General features: G+C 74.6%; 20 protein-coding genes. 7 read left to right on the forward strand and 13 right to left on the reverse strand.

Annotated features, from left to right (window positions below):
* Positions 1–15: 15 nt before the first annotated feature.
* Genes F4692_RS18515 through F4692_RS18525 form a run of 3 tightly spaced genes read right to left on the reverse strand, consistent with a single transcriptional unit; the run spans position 16 to position 3,130 of the window.
* The gene (locus tag F4692_RS18515) at positions 16–741 is read right to left on the reverse strand and encodes a glycosyltransferase family 2 protein (RefSeq protein ID WP_179621221.1); all 726 of its coding nucleotides are present in this window, start codon (positions 739–741) and stop codon (positions 16–18) included.
* Positions 738–2,078, reverse strand: coding sequence for a bifunctional PIG-L family deacetylase/class I SAM-dependent methyltransferase (locus tag F4692_RS18520; RefSeq protein WP_179621222.1), 1,341 nt, complete (start codon positions 2,076–2,078; stop codon positions 738–740). The genes F4692_RS18515 and F4692_RS18520 overlap by 4 nt, the downstream gene beginning before the upstream one ends.
* Positions 2,075–3,130 carry an acyl-CoA dehydrogenase gene (locus F4692_RS18525; RefSeq protein ID WP_179621223.1) on the reverse strand — a complete coding sequence of 352 codons (1,056 nt, stop codon included), beginning with the start codon at positions 3,128–3,130 and terminating at the stop codon, positions 2,075–2,077. Before F4692_RS18525 ends, F4692_RS18520 begins: the two co-directional genes overlap by 4 nt.
* Before the next feature lie 105 nt (positions 3,131–3,235).
* Here F4692_RS18525 and F4692_RS18530 point away from each other — a divergent pair, with 105 nt between their 5' ends.
* The gene (locus F4692_RS18530; RefSeq protein ID WP_179621224.1) at positions 3,236–3,625 is read left to right on the forward strand and encodes a DUF2256 and DUF3253 domain-containing protein; all 390 of its coding nucleotides are present in this window, start codon (positions 3,236–3,238) and stop codon (positions 3,623–3,625) included.
* A 25-nt stretch (positions 3,626–3,650) separates the two neighbouring features.
* On the opposite strand, the gene F4692_RS18535 is transcribed toward F4692_RS18530, so the two are convergent.
* The 6 genes from F4692_RS18535 to F4692_RS18560 form a co-directional block, all read right to left on the reverse strand.
* A complete protein-coding gene (locus F4692_RS18535) occupies positions 3,651–4,628 on the reverse strand; it encodes a zinc-binding dehydrogenase (RefSeq protein WP_179621225.1) in 978 nt (325 codons plus the stop codon).
* 120 nt (positions 4,629–4,748) lie between these two features.
* Entirely contained in the window at positions 4,749–6,209 is a 1,461-nt protein-coding gene (locus tag F4692_RS18540; protein ID WP_179621226.1) for a protein adenylyltransferase SelO, read from the reverse strand.
* A gap of 40 nt (positions 6,210–6,249) precedes the next feature.
* Positions 6,250–6,543: a hypothetical protein gene (locus F4692_RS18545; RefSeq protein ID WP_179621227.1), complete on the reverse strand. Its 294-nt coding sequence runs from the start codon at positions 6,541–6,543 to the stop codon at positions 6,250–6,252.
* Positions 6,544–6,562: 19 nt separating this feature from the next.
* Entirely contained in the window at positions 6,563–7,990 is a 1,428-nt protein-coding gene (locus F4692_RS18550; protein WP_179621228.1) for a short-chain fatty acid transporter, read from the reverse strand.
* Between the two features lie 19 nt (positions 7,991–8,009).
* Positions 8,010–8,639 (reverse strand): helix-turn-helix transcriptional regulator, encoded by a 630-nt coding sequence (locus F4692_RS18555; protein ID WP_179621229.1) that lies wholly within the window; start codon positions 8,637–8,639, stop codon positions 8,010–8,012.
* Complete coding sequence (locus F4692_RS18560) at positions 8,636–8,974, reverse strand: sigma-70 family RNA polymerase sigma factor (RefSeq protein ID WP_179621230.1); 339 nt, start codon at positions 8,972–8,974, stop codon at positions 8,636–8,638. The genes F4692_RS18555 and F4692_RS18560 overlap by 4 nt, the downstream gene beginning before the upstream one ends.
* An 81-nt stretch (positions 8,975–9,055) precedes the next feature.
* Here F4692_RS18560 and F4692_RS21650 point away from each other — a divergent pair, with 81 nt between their 5' ends.
* Positions 9,056–9,493, forward strand: a complete 438-nt coding sequence (locus F4692_RS21650) for a MarR family winged helix-turn-helix transcriptional regulator (RefSeq protein WP_179621231.1) — start codon at positions 9,056–9,058, stop codon at positions 9,491–9,493.
* Here the strand turns inward: F4692_RS21650 and wrbA are convergent.
* Positions 9,483–10,076: an NAD(P)H:quinone oxidoreductase gene (gene wrbA, locus F4692_RS18570; protein ID WP_179621232.1), complete on the reverse strand. Its 594-nt coding sequence runs from the start codon at positions 10,074–10,076 to the stop codon at positions 9,483–9,485. The two genes, F4692_RS21650 and wrbA, sit on opposite strands and share 11 nt — an antisense overlap.
* Before the next feature lie 46 nt (positions 10,077–10,122).
* Here wrbA and F4692_RS18575 point away from each other — a divergent pair, with 46 nt between their 5' ends.
* Positions 10,123–10,557: a YybH family protein gene (locus F4692_RS18575; RefSeq protein ID WP_308645376.1), complete on the forward strand. Its 435-nt coding sequence runs from the start codon at positions 10,123–10,125 to the stop codon at positions 10,555–10,557.
* A gap of 33 nt (positions 10,558–10,590) precedes the next feature.
* Here F4692_RS18575 and F4692_RS18580 read toward each other — a convergent pair whose 3' ends face one another.
* Positions 10,591–11,844: an MFS transporter gene (locus F4692_RS18580; RefSeq protein ID WP_179621233.1), complete on the reverse strand. Its 1,254-nt coding sequence runs from the start codon at positions 11,842–11,844 to the stop codon at positions 10,591–10,593.
* Positions 11,845–12,047: 203 nt separating this feature from the next.
* Here F4692_RS18580 and F4692_RS18585 point away from each other — a divergent pair, with 203 nt between their 5' ends.
* Together F4692_RS18585 and F4692_RS18590 are read left to right on the forward strand one after the other, a co-directional pair.
* Positions 12,048–12,662: a ClpP family protease gene (locus tag F4692_RS18585; RefSeq protein ID WP_179621234.1), complete on the forward strand. Its 615-nt coding sequence runs from the start codon at positions 12,048–12,050 to the stop codon at positions 12,660–12,662.
* Positions 12,659–13,255 (forward strand): ClpP family protease, encoded by a 597-nt coding sequence (locus tag F4692_RS18590; protein WP_179621235.1) that lies wholly within the window; start codon positions 12,659–12,661, stop codon positions 13,253–13,255. The genes F4692_RS18585 and F4692_RS18590 overlap by 4 nt, the downstream gene beginning before the upstream one ends.
* 25 nt (positions 13,256–13,280) lie before the next feature.
* Here F4692_RS18590 and F4692_RS18595 read toward each other — a convergent pair whose 3' ends face one another.
* Positions 13,281–13,580: a helix-turn-helix domain-containing protein gene (locus F4692_RS18595; protein WP_179621236.1), complete on the reverse strand. Its 300-nt coding sequence runs from the start codon at positions 13,578–13,580 to the stop codon at positions 13,281–13,283.
* Between the two features lie 89 nt (positions 13,581–13,669).
* Complete coding sequence (locus tag F4692_RS18600) at positions 13,670–14,497, reverse strand: SigB/SigF/SigG family RNA polymerase sigma factor (RefSeq protein WP_308645377.1); 828 nt, start codon at positions 14,495–14,497, stop codon at positions 13,670–13,672.
* A 227-nt stretch (positions 14,498–14,724) separates the two neighbouring features.
* On the opposite strand from F4692_RS18600, the gene F4692_RS18605 reads away from it, so the two are divergent.
* Both F4692_RS18605 and F4692_RS18610 read left to right on the forward strand, forming a co-directional pair.
* The gene (locus tag F4692_RS18605) at positions 14,725–16,218 is read left to right on the forward strand and encodes a DUF3375 domain-containing protein (protein ID WP_179621237.1); all 1,494 of its coding nucleotides are present in this window, start codon (positions 14,725–14,727) and stop codon (positions 16,216–16,218) included.
* Complete coding sequence (locus tag F4692_RS18610; RefSeq protein WP_179621238.1) at positions 16,215–17,045, forward strand: DUF4194 domain-containing protein; 831 nt, start codon at positions 16,215–16,217, stop codon at positions 17,043–17,045. The genes F4692_RS18605 and F4692_RS18610 overlap by 4 nt, the downstream gene beginning before the upstream one ends.
* Position 17,046 lies beyond the last annotated feature (1 nt).

Raw genomic sequence — 17,046 nt, forward strand, 5'->3', positions numbered from 1 at the left:
CCGGCCCCGGGTGCGTCAGGCGCCCAGCTCCTCCACGTACGCCGCGAAGCCGCCGACCGCGCGGCCGGCGCGGCGGCCCGACGTCTCGACCGGGATCGCGCCCGTGGCGACCCAGCGCTCGCCCGCGTCCCGCACGGCCTGGACCAGGACGACGTCCTCGTGCAGCGCGAGCGGGGGGAACCCTCCGGCACGCCGGTAGGCGCCCAGGGTGAGGCCGAGGTTGGCGCCGTGGACGTGCTCGTGGCCGTCCGCGGAGCTGTGCCGGGCGTGCCAGCCGGCCAGGGCCCGCGCGGAGAGGTCGCCGGGACGCGGGACGACGGTGCCGACGACCATGCGGACACCCTCGTCCGCCCAGTCCAGCTGCGTCGTGAGCCAGTCCGGCGGGACGGCGCTGTCGGCGTCGGTGCAGGCCACCCAGGGCCCGTCGCCGCCCGCGGCGGCCCGGGCGCACCCGGCGTGCCAGGCCGCTGCGGCCTCCACACCGGCGGCGCGGGCGGTGCCGACGCATCCGTCGGAGGTCGTCAGCGCGGTGACTCCCGGCCGGGCGCGGACGACGGCGGGCGAGCCGTCGGTGCAGGCGTCGAGCACGACGAACACCCGCGCCACCACGTCCGGGCGGGTCTCCCGCAGCCCCGCCAGCGCCACGTCCAGCGCGTCGAGGCAGCGCGGCAGGAGCTCCTCCTCGTCGCGGGCCGGCACGACGACGGCGACGGCCCCGGTCCTGTCGTGCGCCGCGGTCACCCCGGCCGCCCGAGCACGTGGAGGAGGAAGTCGGGCTCCTGGTGCTCGACGAGCACGGGGAAGCCGGCCGCCAGGAAGGCGTCGTGCACCGCGGGGCCGGCCAACGGCCAGCCGACGGGCTGGTGCCGCCAGTGGCACAGGACGAGGTGGCCGCGTGCGGTGAGCGACGCCGCACACCGCTCGACGACCGCGTCGAGCCGCCGCGGGCTGAGGAAGTAGCCGACCTCGGAGACGCACACCAGGTCGAACTGACCGTCCGGCCACTCGTCCGGCACCTGCGCCAGCCGGACGGTGAGCGCGCTGCCACCCGTCCCGGCCGCGCGCGACCGGGCCGCCTCGACGGCGGCGGGGCTGGCGTCGACCGCCAGCAGGCGGTCGCACCGTCCCGCGAGGTCGACGGCGAGGGCGCCCACCGAGCAGCCGACCTCGAGCCCGGAGCGGTAGTGCTCGCCGGGCAGGGCGGCCAGGGTCACCGCCCGCTTGCGCCGCTCGTACCAGGAGTCGACGTCCCACGGGTCGGCGCGCTCCCGGTGGACGCGGTCGAGGGCATCGTCCGGCGCTGCGTCCGGCGCTGCATCCGGCGCTGCGTCGCCGGTGAACCACACCTCGGCGTGCCGCGCGAAGTGGGCGAGCAGCCCAGGGCCGAGGAGCACCTCGTCGCCGGGCGCGTCCGAGAGCGGGCGGACCTGGCTGCCGTGGGCCTGGACGGCCGCGGACTTGGCCGCGACGGCGTCCGGCCCGAGGTCGAGCCGGAGCGTGCCCGCGGACGGGAGCGCGGACGGGTCGCCCCAGTGCCACCACCAGACCGGGTACTCCCAGAGCCGGGCGTCGGTGCGGCTGGCGGCGACCGCCGCCGCCCGGCCCGCGGCCTCGTGGTCGGGGTGGCCGTCACCGCGCCAGGGCGCGACGAGCACGACGTCGTCACCGTGGGTCCCCACGACCTCGACGAGCGCAGCGACCAGCTCGTCCTCGTGCTCGGCCACCGCCCCGTCGGGCAGGCCGAGCACCGTGGCCGGGGCGCCGGGTGCGAGCAGGTCGACAGCCCGGTGCAGCTCGACCGCCCGGACGGCTGCGAGCCGGTCGGGGGTGTGCGTGGGCGAGCCGGGGTGGGAACGCTCGCCGTGGGTGGCCGAGACGACCTCGACGCGCCAGCCCGCGGCGTACGCCGTGCGCACGAGGCCACCGGCGCCGAGGGTCTCGTCGTCCGGGTGGGCGGCCACGACGACCAACCGGCCCGGGGCGTCGGGCAGCGCGAGGCCCGGCAGGGAGGCGACCGCCGCGTCCCAGGCCGCGGCGCTCGTGCCGGGGCGGTCGTGGTGGAACAGGGCTCGCGTCACCAGGCGGGCGTCCCGTCGCGCAGCACCTCGCGACCGAGCGCCGCCGCGTCACGCTCGGCGTGCCACTGGCGGAGGTAGAGGTCGAGGTCCGCGACCCGGCGGGCGTGGTCCTCGTCGGTGGCGAGCGGACTCGGGCCCAGCCCGTGGCCGGTCCGGCGGAGCACGTCCTCCGCGGCCCCGGCGACCACCTCGCGGGCGCGCAGCGCGCTGCGCCAGCCGGCGGCACCCGCCAGCGCGCCGGCGTCCAGGTCGGCCGCCGCCTGCGCCAGCACGCACCCCGCCGCGTGGAGGCGGGCGTCGACGGCCCCGAGGTGCATCTCGGCGACCTGGTCGGGCGTACGGCTGCGCGAGGCGGCCAGCAGGCGCCGGGCGATGCCGACGGCACCGCCGAACCAGACGGCCGCGACACCGATCGCGCCCCACGCGAAGCCGGGCCGCTCGAGGTACCACCCGGCGGAGCCGACCGCACGCGCCCGGGCCGCCATGAAGTCCACCGGTCCGGAGTCGACGGCGGCGAGGCCCCGCGCCACCCAGGTGCCGGGCACGGGTGCCACGCCGTCCTGGCGCAGGTCGACGGCGAACAGCCGGCGCTCGGTGCCGACCCACGCGCTGACGAGCGCCTGGTCGAGGTCCGCGGCGACCGAGCACCAGTGCTTGCGCCCGTCGAGCAGGTGGCCCGCGCCGTCGGGTCGCGCCCGCAGCGGCTCACCGGGACCCTCGGCGGCGTACACGCCCCAGGTCCCGTCGCCGGCATCTTCTGCGGCCTGGCGCAGGATCGCGAGGGCGTCGAGGTGGGGCTCGACGACGCGCGCCACGGTGAGGTCCGCCGCGCCCAGGGTGGCGAGGGCCGACCAGAGGTGTGCCGTCCGGCCCTCGCCGGGTGCGGGCAACCGGCGGCCGAGGTCGCCCGCGAGCCCGACGGCGACGCGCACGTCACCGGCCGCTCGTCGTGCCGCGGCGTGCAGCGCTGCGAGGTGGGCACGCTCGTCGTCGTCAGGGTGCCCGACCACCACGGGGCCTGCTCCGCCGTCGCGTCCGTCGTCACCCGTCACTGGTCCCCTCCTGCCGTGGCCCATCCGGACGCTAGGGGGTCGGCTCGCCGTGCCGGGACCTCCCAACGGGCGGTCCCGCCACCGCCCGAGGTGCACGATGGAGCCATGCCACCGGAGCCGAAGACCTGCCAGTCGTGCGGACGCACCATCGAGTGGCGCAAGAAGTGGGAACGCGACTGGGACCAGGTGCGCTACTGCTCGGCCGCCTGCCGCAAGCGCGGGGTGAGCGACGTCGACCGGCGCCTGGAGTCGACGATCCTCGACCTGCTCGACCAGCGCGCCGCGTCGGCCACGATCTGCCCGTCCGAGGCCGCCCGCGCCGTCGCTGCCGGCACGGGCGGTGGCAGCGACGACGAGGGCTGGCGCGACCTCATGGAGCCCGCCCGACGGGCCGCACGCCGGCTGGTCGAGCGGGGCGAGGTGGAGATCACCCAGGCCGGGCACGTCGTCGACCCGTCGACCGCCAAGGGGCCGATCAGGATCCGACGCGCCTGACGCGGTCCGGTCGGGCGACCGCGGGTCAGGGGCGCAGCAGCACCTTGCCGCGACGCCCGGGGGCCTCGTTGGCGCGGGCGGCGTCGGCGATCTCCTCCAGGGAGTAGACCTTCTCGACCGGCAGCGTCAACGTCCCGGACGCGATGCCGGTGACGAGCTCGCCCATGAGGGACGCGCGCTTGTCGGCGTCCATCGCGGGGAAGACCTTGCTGCCCCAGAAGCCCTTCACCACGACCTGCTTGAAGATCACGTCGCCCGAGGAGATCTCGAGGGTCGGGGAGGCCATCGCGCCGAAGACGACGAGCACGCCGCCCTCGTCCAGCAGGGACACGACGTCGCCGGCGGCGGCGCCGCCCACGGAGTCGACACCGGCCACGACGGGGCCGTCGCCGACGATCTCCCGCACGCGCTCACGCCAGCCGTCGTCATCGGTCGCGACGACGTTGTCGATGCCCTGCTCGCGCAGCTCCTCGACACCCTCGGCGCGCCGGACGAGGCCCAGGACCCTGACGCCGCGCGCCTCGGCCAACTGGGCGACGAGGCGTCCGACCGCACCGTTGGCGGCGTTCTGGACGAACCAGTCGCCCGGGGCCAGGTCCAGCGAGTCCAGCAGCGCGATGGCGCTGAAGGGCATGGACACCAGCTGGCTCGCCGCCTCGTCGTCGATGCCCTTGGGGACGGGGACCAGCCCGCGGGCGGGCGCGACGACGCGCTCGGCCCAGGCGCCGAAGGTGCCGCCGGAGGCGACCCGCTGGCCGACGGTGAGGTTCTCGACACCCTCGCCGAGGGCCTCGACGACGCCGACGAGCTCGGTGCCCGCGCGCGCCGGCATCTCGGGCTTGAAGCCGTAGCTGCCGCGGACGGTCCACAGGTCGTGGTTGTGGATGGGCGAGAGCAGCACCCGCACGAGCGCCTCGCCGGGACCGGGCTGCGGGTCGTCGACCTCGACGACCGAGAGCTCCTCGGCCGGGTTGCCGAACTTCTGCTGGACGAGTGCGCGCATGGGGGACCTTCCGTCGGGGGTGCTTGCACCCGGCACAACGGCACCGGGTCGAGGACTATGCCTGCGGCGACGGGGATGAGCGCGACGTCACAGGGGTCGGGGTGCGGTCGGGAGCCCGGCTCAGGTGCCGCAGTAGGTGGTGTAGGCGCCGAACGAGTCGGGTGCCGGCTCTGCGTAGCGCTCGAGGCCGGGGCGTACGTCGTAGGGCCGCTCCAGCACGTCCAGCAGCTGCTCGACGGGACCGAGGTCGCCCGCCGTCGCCGCGTCGAGGGCCTCCTCGACGAGGTGGTTGCGCGGGACGTACGCCGGGTTGACGCGGTCCATCGCGTCGGGATCGGGACCCACCGCGAGCCAGCGCTCGCTCCACGCGTCGAAGCCGGCGAGGTCGAGGAGCTGGCTGCGGGCGGGCTCGACGTCCCCGCGGGCCGCCGCGGCGAGGCTGCGGAAGAAGCCGGTGTGGTCGGGGTGACCGGCCTGCAGCAGCGAGACGAGGTCGGTGACGAGGGGGGAGGCCACGGCCTCCTCGAGGCCGTCGGGCAGTCCGAGCTTGGCGCGCATCCCACGCGACCACGCGGCGGAGTAGGCGGTGCGGAAGCCGCCCAGCGCGGCCGTGGCGACCTCGACCGCGTCGTCCTGCTCCTCGGCCAGCAGGGGGAGGAGCGACTCGGCGAAGCGGGCGAGGTTCCACTCGGCGACCAGCGGCTGGTTGCCGTAGGAGTAGCGCCCGCCGGCGTCGATCGAGCTGTAGACGGCGGCCGGGTCGAAGGCGTCCAGAAAGGCGCAGGGCCCGTAGTCGATGGTCTCGCCGCTGATCGTGGTGTTGTCGGTGTTCATGACGCCGTGCACGAAGCCCACCAGCATCCACGACGCGACGAGCGACGCCTGTGCGCCCAGCACCGCCTCGAAGAGCGCGACGTAGGGCTGGTCCGCCTCGGCAGCGGCCGGGTGGTGCCGGGAGATCGCGTGGTCGGCGAGGCGGCGCAGCAGGTCCGTGTCTTCGGTCGCGCGGGCGTACTGGAAGGTGCCGACGCGCAGGTGGCTGCTCGCGACCCGCGCGAGGACCGCGCCGGGCAGGACGCTCTCGCGCTGCACCGGGCGTCCGGTGGCGACGACGGCGAGGGACCGCGTCGTGGGGATGCCCAGCGCGTGCATCGCGTGGCTGACCACGTGCTCGCGCAGCATCGGGCCGACCGCTGCGAGCCCGTCGCCGCCGCGGGAGAAGGGCGTGCGTCCCGATCCCTTGAGGTGGAGGTCGCGCGCGCCGCCGTCGCGGTCGACGAGCTCGCCGAGCAGCAGTGCACGCCCGTCGCCCAGGCGAGGGGAGTAGCCGCCGAACTGGTGCCCGGCGTACGCCTGGGCGACCGGGGTCGCGTCGTCGGGGAGGCGGGTGCCCGTGAGCAGCCCGGTGCCCTCGGGGGTGCGCAGCCACGCGGGGTCGAGACCGAGGTCGACCGCGAGCGCCTCGTCGAGGACCAGCAGCCGCGGCTCCGGCACGTCCGCCGCCTGCCACGGCAGGGCGAGCTCGGGGAGGTCGCGGGCGTAGCGGTGGTCGAGCGCGAGCGTCGGGGCCGGGGGTGTCACACCTCCGACGATACGGGCGGGGCGGGCGCGGCGGCGGGCCTCACTCGTCGAACAGGCGGTCCTCGGCCTCGGCCGAGGTGACCTCCAGCCGGAGGGCCATCACCTTCTCGGGAGCCAGCCCCAGCCTCGTGAGCGTCACCTGCACCTGCGGCAGCACCCAGCTGTAGGACTGCACCGCGACGCGCTGCGCCTCGTTGCCGACGCACAGCCACACGACCGGGTCGCCGCTGCGGTCCGGGAGCCAGTGCGCGCCGAGGACGCCCGCGGGGGCGAGCGACGCCACGATCGGCAGCATCGCCGCGTCGACGGCCCGCTTCAGCTGCGCCTCGTCCACGTCGCCACGCTAGTCCGGGTCAGGGCATCACGGGTGGGACGAACTCGAAGGTCATCCCGAGCAGCCACAGCAGGAGCAGCACGACGGGCAGGTGGAAGAGGAACTGCAGGAAGGTGAACCCAACGAGGTCGCGGGCCCGGACGCCGAGGACGGCGAGCAGCGGCAGCATGAAGAACGGGTTGACGAGGTTGGGCAGCGCCTCGGCGGCGTTGTAGATCTGCACCGTCCAGCCGAGGTTCATCCCGACGTCGGTCGCCGACTGCATGACGTAGGGCGCCTCGACGAGCCACTTGCCGCCACCGGAGGGGACGAGCAGGCCGAGGAGCGCGGTGTAGATCGCGATGACGACCGCGAACGCGCCGCCGCCCCCGATGCTGGTGAAGAGGTCGGCGAGGTGCTCGGAGACGGTGACGCCCCCGCGGCCCTCGGCACGCGTGAGGACGGCGGCCATCGCGGCGTACAGCGGGAACTGCACGAGCACGCCGGCCGTGGTGGGCACGGCCTTCGTGACGGCGTTGAGGAAGCCACGCGGCGTGCCGTGCAGGACCAGGCCGAGGATGAGGAACACCATGAGGTAGCCGTTGAGGCTGCTGATCACGGAGAGGAAGGGCAGCGTCGCGAGCTGCTGCACGAGCCAGCCGAGCGTGAGCAGGCCGACGAGGACCGGCAGCACGCGGGAGTACTCCAGCCACTCACCCGGGCGGCTGCGCTCGGCCATGGGCTCGACGGCGTCGGACAGGTCGACGCCCATGTCCTCCGCGGTGCGCACCGCCTTGCCCTGCGGGGCCGACGCCCACGCCACGGCCACCGACAGGGCGATCAGCACCGCGGCCATGACCAGCGACTGCCAGGTGAGGATCGTCGCGCCGAAGTCGAGGACGCCGGTGATCTCGAGGAGCTCCGGCGGCAGCGAGGCGGGGGTCGCCTGGAGCTGCGCCGCCGACGAGGAGAGGCCGAGCGCCCAGACCGCGCCGAGACCGAGGTAGGCCGCCGCGCCCAGGGCGCGGTAGTCGGCGCGGAGGTCGCCGCGCCGCGCGATGGCACGGGCGAGCAGGCCGCTGAAGACCAGGCTCAGGCCCCAGTTGACCATCGACACGAGGCACGACAGCAGCGCCACGAAGGCGACCGCGCCGCGCGGGGTCGACGGGTAGAGCGCGATCCGCTCGATGATCCGCGCGACCGGCGGTGACGTCGCGACGACGTAGCCGGTGAGCACCACCATCGCCATCTGCAGGGTGAAGGTGGCCAGGTCCCAGAAGCCGCCGCCGAAGGTCTCGGCGACCGTGACCGGGCTCGACCCGTTGACCATCGCGGCCACGGACACCAGCACCACCCCGGCGAGGGCGAAGACGTAGGCGTCGGGGAACCACTTCTCGGTCCATGCGGCGCTGCGCTGGGCCAGGCGAGCGAGGCCCTTCTCGTTGTCCGTGGTCGCGATCGTCGACATGGTCGCCGAACGTATCGGGTCAGCGCCGAGCGCGCTCCGTGGGGGCTCCCGGCGTGCGCAGCCCGTGGGTGATGCCCCACAGGACCGCCTTGGTGCGGCTGTCGACGTCGATCGTGCGGTAGGCGGAGCGGATGTAGGACTTCACCGAGTTGATCGAGAGGTTGAGCTGGACCGAGATCTCGTGGTTGCTGAGGCCGCCGGCGATCAGGGACAGCACGTCCGACTCGCGTACCGTCAGGCCCTGCTCGCGTCCCGGCCAGTCCGCGCCTCGACGCCCGCTCGGCGCGGCGTGCAGGGTCAGCCGTCCGTGGTGGACCTGCAGCAACGACGCCACCAGCAGCTGGCCGGGCAGCCGGGCCGACAGGGCGGCGTCGTAGCCGCGTGCGGCCAACGTCGTCACCGGGATGCGGTCGACGTCCCACGAGAACGCCACCACGCGACCGACGAGCGGGTCGGTGGCGAGGCGTCCGGCCCCGGCGTGGGGCTCGCCCTCCCGGGTGACCGGGTCGTGCAGCGCGAGGTCCACGCGGGCCGGCACGCCGCGGCGCAGCCCGACGACCTTGACGTCGGGTGCGTGCCGGGCGACCTGCGCGGCCACGCCGAAGGCGATGACCTCCTCGAGGTCGACGAGCGCGACGGTGAGGCTCATGCGACCTCGCCCCCGTCCGGTGCGGCCGGGCCGCCGGCGGCCGTACGACGCTCGCGCAGCACGCTCGCCCGGGCGAACGCCGAGACCCACGCCCGCCCGGTCGAGCGGACGGGGTCGAAGTGCGGCGCGTGGTGCCACAGGTCGGCGTAGATCGCGCACGTCGCGTCCTCCGCCGGACGGCCCGGGCCGAACGCCTGGAGCACCGCGCCGTATACGCGGTGGCAGGTCAGGTCGTAGACCCGGGCGAAGGCATCGGTCTCACCCCTGCCGCAGGCGAGGAGCGCCGACTCGAGCTCACCCGCCCTCGCGGTCGTGGCGTCGTTCGTTGGTGGCACGTGCGCTCCCTGGGACGAGGCGAGTGTCTTGTGCACAAGCCAATAGCCCACAATGTAGCCGGTGTGGGGCAAACTGGTCGCATGGGGAACCCGTCGGCACCGACCTTGTCCGAGCAGCTCTGCTTCGACCTCTACGCCGCGTCGCGCGCGGTGACGGCCGCCTACCGCCCCGCCCTGCAGGAGCTGGGGCTGACCTACCCGCAGTACCTCGTCCTCATCGTGCTCTGGGAGCACGACGGCTGCACCGTGCGCCAGATCGCGGACGAGCTCCACCTCGACCACGGCACGCTGACGCCGCTCCTCAAGCGGATGGAGGTCCTGGGGCTCGTCGCGCGGCGCCGCGACGACCGCGACGAGCGCCAGGTCCTGGTCTCCCTCGCCCCGCAGGGGGAGGAGCTGCGGCAGCACGCGGCCCGCATCCACTGCGGCATGAAGGACCTGCTCGGCCTCGACGCGGACGAGTTCGACGCGCTGCAGCTCACCTTGCGGACGCTGACGCGCCGCACGCTCAGCGCGTAGCCAGGCGTCCCGCCACGTCGAGCACCCGCGTGACCAAGTGGTCCAGGGCGGTCTCCGCGGTCTCGTCGACCCCGCCCTGCTCGGTCACGACCCCGACGCCGTAGGGGTTGCCGTCGTCGAACTTGGTCTGGTCGGTGTAGCCCGGCGGCACGATGATCCCGCCGAGGTGGCAGAAAGTCGTGTGCATCGCGAGGATCGTGGACTCCTGCCCGCCGTGCAGCGTCGAGGACGAGGTGAAGGCGGAGTAGACCTTGTCGGCCAGCGCGCCCTCCTCCCAGAGCGGGCCGAGGGTGTCGATGAACGCCTGCAGCTGGCTGGTGACGTGCCCGTAGCGGGTGCCGGACCCCATGATCACGGCGTCGGCCCACGCGAGGTCCTCGGGCTGGGCCTCCGGGACGTCGCGGGTCGCCTCGAGGTGGGCCGCCCAGGCCTCGACGCCCTGCACGACGTCGTCGGGAGCGGTCTCCCTCGCGCGGCGCAGGCGTACGTCCGCCCCCTGCGCCTCCGCGGTCGAGGCGAGGCGCGAGGCCATCGCGTGGGCGGTGCCGTAGCTGGAGTAGTAGATGATCGAGAGCTTCGTCATCCGTTGCACGCTAGCCTCACACCGGTGGCATCCCACCCTCGTCGGGGTGGGACCGACGACCCAGGAGGGACGGATGGGCGCCGAGCAGGAGATCCGCGACCTGGTCCACCGGTGGGCCGCGGCGGTGCACGGCGGCGACCTCGCCGCGGTGCTCGCCGACCACGCGGAGGACATCGTGATGTTCGACGTGCCGCCGCCGCACCGCGGGGTCCGGGGACTGTCGACCTACCGGGAGACGTGGCCGCCGTTCTTCGAGTGGCAGCGGTCGGGGGCGGTCTTCGAGATCGACGAGCTCGACGTCGTCGCCGGGGACGACGTCGCCTACGCGTTCGCCCTGCTGCGCTGCGGCAGCCCCGACGAGCTCGCCGCCGATCCCGACCAGCGGCTGCGCCTCACGCTCGGCCTGCGTCGCGACGCGGGGCGGTGGGTCGTGGCGCACGAGCACCACTCCTTCGCCGACACGTCCGGTCCCGCCGGCTGAGCCGACGCCCGACCACGGGGGTGGCGCCGGCCCTCAGGCGTGGTGCTCGACGAGCGGAGGCGCGGCGTCGACCTCCGGGACCGACGGCCGGGTGGCACGCCGCAACCGGCCCTGCTGGGTCGTCATGAGCACGGCCGCGAGCACCGTCGCACCGACGGTCACCCCGAAGGCGGCCGTCGCCCCGGAGGCGTCCGCGAACCGACCCGCCAGGGTGGACCCCACGGCGTAGCCGAGTCCGGTCGCGCTGGCGAGGACCGTCATGGCCGCGCCGACGCGGGCGACGGGCACGGCACGCTCGGCGAGCGAGAACACCGCGATCATGTAGGGCGCAACCGCCAGGCCGAGGACCAGCACGACCGGGGCGGCGGTGGCGGGGGAGTCCACGAGCAGCAGCGGGAGCGCCAGGACGAGCAGGGCGTACGCCGCGACGAGCGCGCGCCGCTCGTGGCCGATCCGCTCCGGCAGGTAGGCCGTCGCCAGCCCGGCGACCGCGCTGCCGACGCCGAGGGTGGCGTGGACCAGGCCGGCCACCCCGGGCTGCCCGGCCGCAGTCGCGAGGACCGTGGCACCGGTCTGCGTGGCGCCGAAGAGCATCCCGATCGAGAGCTGCGCACCCACCAGGACGAGCAGGGCGGAACTGAGGAGCCGCCCCGGCGCCGCCGCCAGGTCAGGCGCGTGGGCGACGCGCGCCGACGGGTCGAGGGCGAACGCCGAGCCGAAGACGGCCAGCAGCGCCGCGGCCAGCAGCAGGGCACCGCTGGGGGAGTAGAGCGCGACGGAGAGACCGACGAGGGCCGGGCCGAGGGCGAAGGAGGCCTCGTCCGCGGCACCCTCGTAGGAGAAGGCGGCGTCGACCAGGCGACGCTGGTGCACACCGGTGCCGCGGGTCAGGGGACGCCAGCGCACCCGGGCGAGCGGCCCCACCTGCGGCAGCACGAGGCCGGTCGCGGCCGCCGCAGCGACCACCGCGGCCGCAGGGGCGCCGGCACCGACGACGCTCACCAGCGTGACCAGGCCCGCCGCACCGAGCAGCGACTGGACGAGCACGACGGGCCGCTGGCCCACGCGGTCGGCCAGCGTGCCCGCGACCGGCGCACCGACCGCGTTGGCCACCGCGAGGGCGCCGGCGCTCAGGCCCCCGAGGCCGTAGCTGCCGGTCGCCGTGGAGACGAGGAGGAGCGTGCCGAGCTGGCTCATCGCCAGGGGGAGCCGGCCGACGAAGGCGACCAGCACGTAGGTGGGGCCGGCGAGCTGCACGAGGTGCCGGTAGGAGGCGAGAGGTGTCACGAGGGTCCTTCGGGTGCGTCGGAACGACGCGCCGAACCCACCTCCAAGACGCGCTGAACCCTCTGCTGCGCGCCATCCTACGGACGGGAGCCGTCCGCACCGGAATCGGCGAGCCACAGCGCGAGTGGTCGCTCTGCCGTGGGCAGATCCGCCGACGGCAGAACGCCCTGTGCTCCCGGTCTCCGCCGCGTCAGGGTGGCGACATGACCACGACCACCACCCCCGACCGGATCGGCGACGAGCTCGTCCGGCGGCTCATGCACCAGCGGATCATCGTGCTCGGCGAGGAGCTCCGCGAAGACAACGGCAACCGCCTCATGCACCAGCTGCTGCTGCTCTCCGCCGAGGACCCGCGCGCCGACATCAGTCTCTGGATCAACTCGCCCGGCGGGTCCGTGTCCTCGATGCTGGCCATCCACGACGTGATGACGCTGATCCCCAACGACGTCAGCACGCTCGCGATGGGGATGGCCGCCAGCGCCGGGCAGTTCCTGCTGTCCGCGGGCACTCCCGGCAAGAGGTACGCCCTCCCGCACGCGCGGGTCCTGCTGCACCAGGGCTCCGCCGGCATCGGCGGCACGGCCGTGGACATCGAGATCCAGGCCGACGACCTGCGCCGGACCCGCGACACGGTCATCGGCCTGGTCTCGGCGCACACAGGCCAGAGCCGCGAGACCGTGGAGCGGGACTCGCGCCGCGACCGCTGGTTCGACGCGGAGGCGGCGCTGGCGTACGGCTTCGTCGACCAGGTGATCAGCTCCCTCGACCACGTGACGCCCGACCGGCAGCGGCCGGTCGGGCTGGCGGGTGCCCGATGAGCACCTACACGATCCCCTACGTCGTCCAGCAGACCCCGCGCGGCGAGCGCACCCTCGACCTCTACTCCCGGCTCCTGTCGGAGCGCATCGTCTACCTCGGCACGGAGATCGACGACGGCGTCGCCAACGCGGTCATCGCGCAGCTGCTCCACCTGTCCTCGGAGAGCCCCGAGCCGCCGATCAGCCTCTACATCAACTCACCCGGCGGGTCGATCTCGGCGATGCTGGCCATCTACGATGCCATGCAGTTCGTGAAGCCACCGGTCGAGACCGTCTGCGTGGGCCAGGCGGCGTGGACCGCGGCGGTCCTGCTCGCCGGCGGGGCCCCGGGACGGCGGGCGATCCTCCCGCACGGCCGGGTGGTGCTTCACCAGCCGGCGACCCAGGGCCGGGGCACGATCCCCGACCTGATCCTCGAGGCGGACGAGGTCGCCCGGGTGCGCCTGGAGCTCGAGGAGGTGCTGGCGCGCCACACCGGGCGTACGCCCGAGCAGGTGCGGCAGGACACCGACCGCACCCTGGTGCTCCCCGGCGCGGCCGCGGTCGACTACGGGATCGTCGACACCGTGCTGACCGAGCAGGGGCCCGCGTAGGCGTAGGCGTAGGCGTCGGAGGCGGCTACGCGGCGAGGGCGAGCGCCTGCGGACGGGCAGCTCGGGTGGCGAGCTCGCCCACGCCGAGGTCGAGTGCCCCGGAGATCGCCTGGAGCATCTCGGAGGAGGGGTCCTTGCGACCGCGCTCGACCTCGGAGAGGTACTGCACGGAGACCCCCGCCCGCTGGGCCACGTCGAGGAGTCGCTCGCCGCGCTGCAGCCGCTCCCGGTGGATCTCGCGGCCGACGAGCTCGCGCCAGAGCGGCTCGGGCGCCTCGGGTGCGCGGTGCGGCTGCTGACCGGGGAACCTCAGGATCTCGCCCATGTGGCGAACCTAGCCCGGGCGACGGGCGGGTGCCGAGCGGTTCTGCTCAGGGCAGAACGCCGGTCACCCGCCCGTCGGCGGCGGGGACGTCAGGCGGCGGGGACCGGCTCCGCGAGGTCGCTGCGCAGCCGCCGGAGGATCCGCGTGAGGATGCGCGACACCTGGGCCTGGGTCAGCCCGACGCGGTCGGCGATCTCCTGCTGCGTGCGCTCGTCCACGAAGCGCCACTCGAGGATCCGGCGCTCGCGGTCGGAGAGCCGGCCGACCGCGGTGTCGAGGACGAGCCTGGCCTCGAGGGACTCGAGCCCGCGGTCCTCCCACCCGAGCAGGTCGGCGATCGTGGCGGAGCCGTCGCCGGCCGCGCCGTCGATCGAGGCCGGCCGGAAGCAGCCGTCGGCGGACAGCGCCTCGACCACGTCGTCGAGCGCCACGTCGAGGCGGTCCGCGATCTCCGACGGCCTCGGCGATCGGCCCAGCTCGGCGTAGAGGTCGTCCTGGGCCCCGGCGATGCGCGCCTGGAGCTCCTGCACCCGCCTCGGGGCCCGGATCATCCAGCCCGCGTCGCGGAAGTGGCGGCGCAGCTCGCCGCGGATGGTGGGCACGGCGTACGACAGGAAGTCGTGCCCCGCCGCGGCGTCGAAGCGCTGGGCGGCCTTGGTGAGGCCGAGGAGCGCGACCTGCTGGAGGTCGTCGAGGTCGATCCCCCGGTTGCGGTAGCGCGCGGCCATCGACCTCGCCATCGCGAGGTTGGTCTCGATGAGGTCGTCGACCAGCCGCCGGCGCTCGGCGGGGCTCGTCTCGTCGCGCAGGCGGGCGACGGTCTCGTCGGTGCGGCGGGCCCGGCCCTCGCTCTCGGTGCTGGACCGTGGGGCGCGCTGGGGTGCGGGGGTCTGGGGGACGATCGTGACGGTGGCCACGAGGGTTCTCCTTCCGGCAATGGGGTCGCGGTTCGTGGCTCTGGTGAGAGCGTGCCCCCACCTTCGCCACGGGCCGGACGGCACAACAGCCGGAAAACGAAGAAGAGTGGACAAACTGTGTACAGCAGGGGTGGACGGGGCGCGGTCACCCCACTGCCACGCGGCGTCGCGTCCCTTGGGATGCTTGCGGCCGACCACAGGCAGGCACGAGCGGGGGACACGGAGCAGTGAGCGAGACGGCCGGCGAGCTGGCGCGCGTCAAGGGCGCGTTCGACCAGCCCACGCTCACCCTCCTGCACCAGCGCCAGGCCCCGGTGGTGATCACGATCTTCCGCACCGCGTTCGGTCGCACGAACAACCCGATCCCGACCGCACGCCTGCACACCCAGGTCGAGGAGCACGTCGCCGAGATGCGGCGGGCGGGGGAGCAGGACGTCCCCGCCGGCACCGGACGCGAGATCTGCCAGCGCTGGATGCGCGGGCAGTGGCTCGTGCGGTCGCTCGACGAGGCGGGTCACGAGGTGTACGCCCTCACGTCCCACGCCCAGCAGGCGCTCGAGCTGGTGAAGAACCTCGCCCGCGACCGGGCCACCCTCAGCGAGCACCGCGTCGCCACCATCCTCAGCACGGTCCGCCGCTTCAACTCCGAGGCCAACCCGGACCGGACAGCGCGGGTGACGATCCTCAACGACGAGATCGCCCGGCTGCGGGCCGAGCGGGACCGCCTCGTCGACGGCGGCGACCTCGCCGGTGCGACCGAGGACTACATGCTCGAGGGCTTCACCGAGCTGCTCTCCCTGATCTCCGCGCTGCCGAGCGACTTCGCCCGGGTCGAGGAGCGGTTCGCGACGATCCGCACCGAGATCCTGGCGGCGTTCCGCGCCGAGGACCGCCCCGCCGGCGAGGTCATCGACGACTACCTCGCCCGCGCCGACGCGCTCATGACCGCGACCCACGAGGGGCGGGCGTTCGAGGGCGCGTTCGCGCTCCTGCGCGACGACGGGCTGGTCACCCGGCTCCGCGAGGACCTCACCGACCTGCTCGAGCACCCGCTCTCGGACCGGATCCTCAGCGACGCCGAACGCGCCGAGCTGCGGGGGACGGTGCGACTGGTGCGCGACGGGCTCGACCGGGTGCTCGCGCAGCGCTCCCGCGTCACGGCGACGCTCAAGGAGTACATCGTCTCCCACGACGGCGCGCGCGACCGCGAGCTCGAGCAGACGCTGCGGCAGGTCGAGTCCGAGCTGATGACCTGGATGGCGCGCACCGGCCCGCGGGCCACCCACGACGTCCCGCTGCTCCCCGCCCGGGCGAGCGTCGAGCACCTGCGCGAGCGCTTCCACGACCCCGCCGACGACGTCCTGCCCGAGCGGATCGGGCGCCCGGACCCGGACCTGGCCCCGCAGGTCTCGCTGTCCGAGCTCGTGGCCCAGGGCGGCCCCAAGCTCGCCGCGCTGCGCGAGCGGCTCGACGCGGCGACCACCTCGCTGCTCCCCGCCGCGTCCCTGGGCGCGCTCTTCGACGAGCTCGAGCCGTCGTTGCGCCGCCCCGTGGAGATCTTCGGGCTCCTGCACCTCGCGGCCGAGCGCGAGTGGCGCACCGAGGACGCCACCGAGGCGTACGTCGCGCTCCGCCCCGACGGGACCCGACGCGCCTTCACCGTGCCACGCACGCCCCTGCCCGACCCCGACCGCCGGACCGAGACGGAGCACCCCGCATGAGCGTCGACACCCACCGCGACCCGGCCGCACAGCCGGCGACCGACGCCGAGGTCGAGCCCTGGCTCGAGGGCAAGACCCCGCACGACGTCCCGGACGACGGCCCCGACGACGCCGCCGACGGTGGGTCGGTGTCGCTGTTCGAGGGCGACGAGGGCGGCCTCGAGCACGCCCAGCGTCGCGTGCTCGTCACCCTGCTCAAGCAGCGCTTCATCAGCGCGCGCACGCACCCGCGCGACTGGACCGTGCTCGTCGAGCACGAGCGGCTCCTGAGGTCCCGGCTCAACGACCTCTTCCTCGACCTGCAGATCGACCGGGGCCGGGAGGTCGCGTGGAAGCGGCAGGCCGTCTCGGAGACCGGCAGCCGGTTCCCCACGATCCTCTACGACGCGGCGTGGTCGCGCGAGGAGACCCTCGTGCTCGTCCACCTCCGCGACCGCCTCCGCGCCGGGCTCGCCACCGGTGACGCCCGGGTCTTCGTGGACCGCGAGGACGTCGTGGACTACGTCGCCAGCTTCCGGCCCTCGCACGCGACCGACGTCGCGGGCGACGAGAAGCGTGCCCGCAACGCGGTCTCCAGCATCGTCAAGTCCGGCCTGCTGATCCCGGCCGGGTCCGACGAGCGCTTCGAGATCAGCGAGGCGGTCGAGCCGCTGATCCCGATCGAGCTGCTCCGCGAGCTGCTCGACGCGCTGGTCGCGGCCAACTCCACGGCCGTGCCCGAGGCCGGGGAGCCGGCCGACCTCTTCGACGACCCTGTCGACGATCACGACGACGTCCCCGACGTCCTGTCCGCCGACGTCGACGGCCCCGACGAGCGGGAGCAGTGAG

The organism is Nocardioides cavernae (assembly GCF_013410035.1).
In the GTDB taxonomy this organism is placed as follows: domain Bacteria; phylum Actinomycetota; class Actinomycetes; order Propionibacteriales; family Nocardioidaceae; genus Nocardioides; species Nocardioides cavernae_A.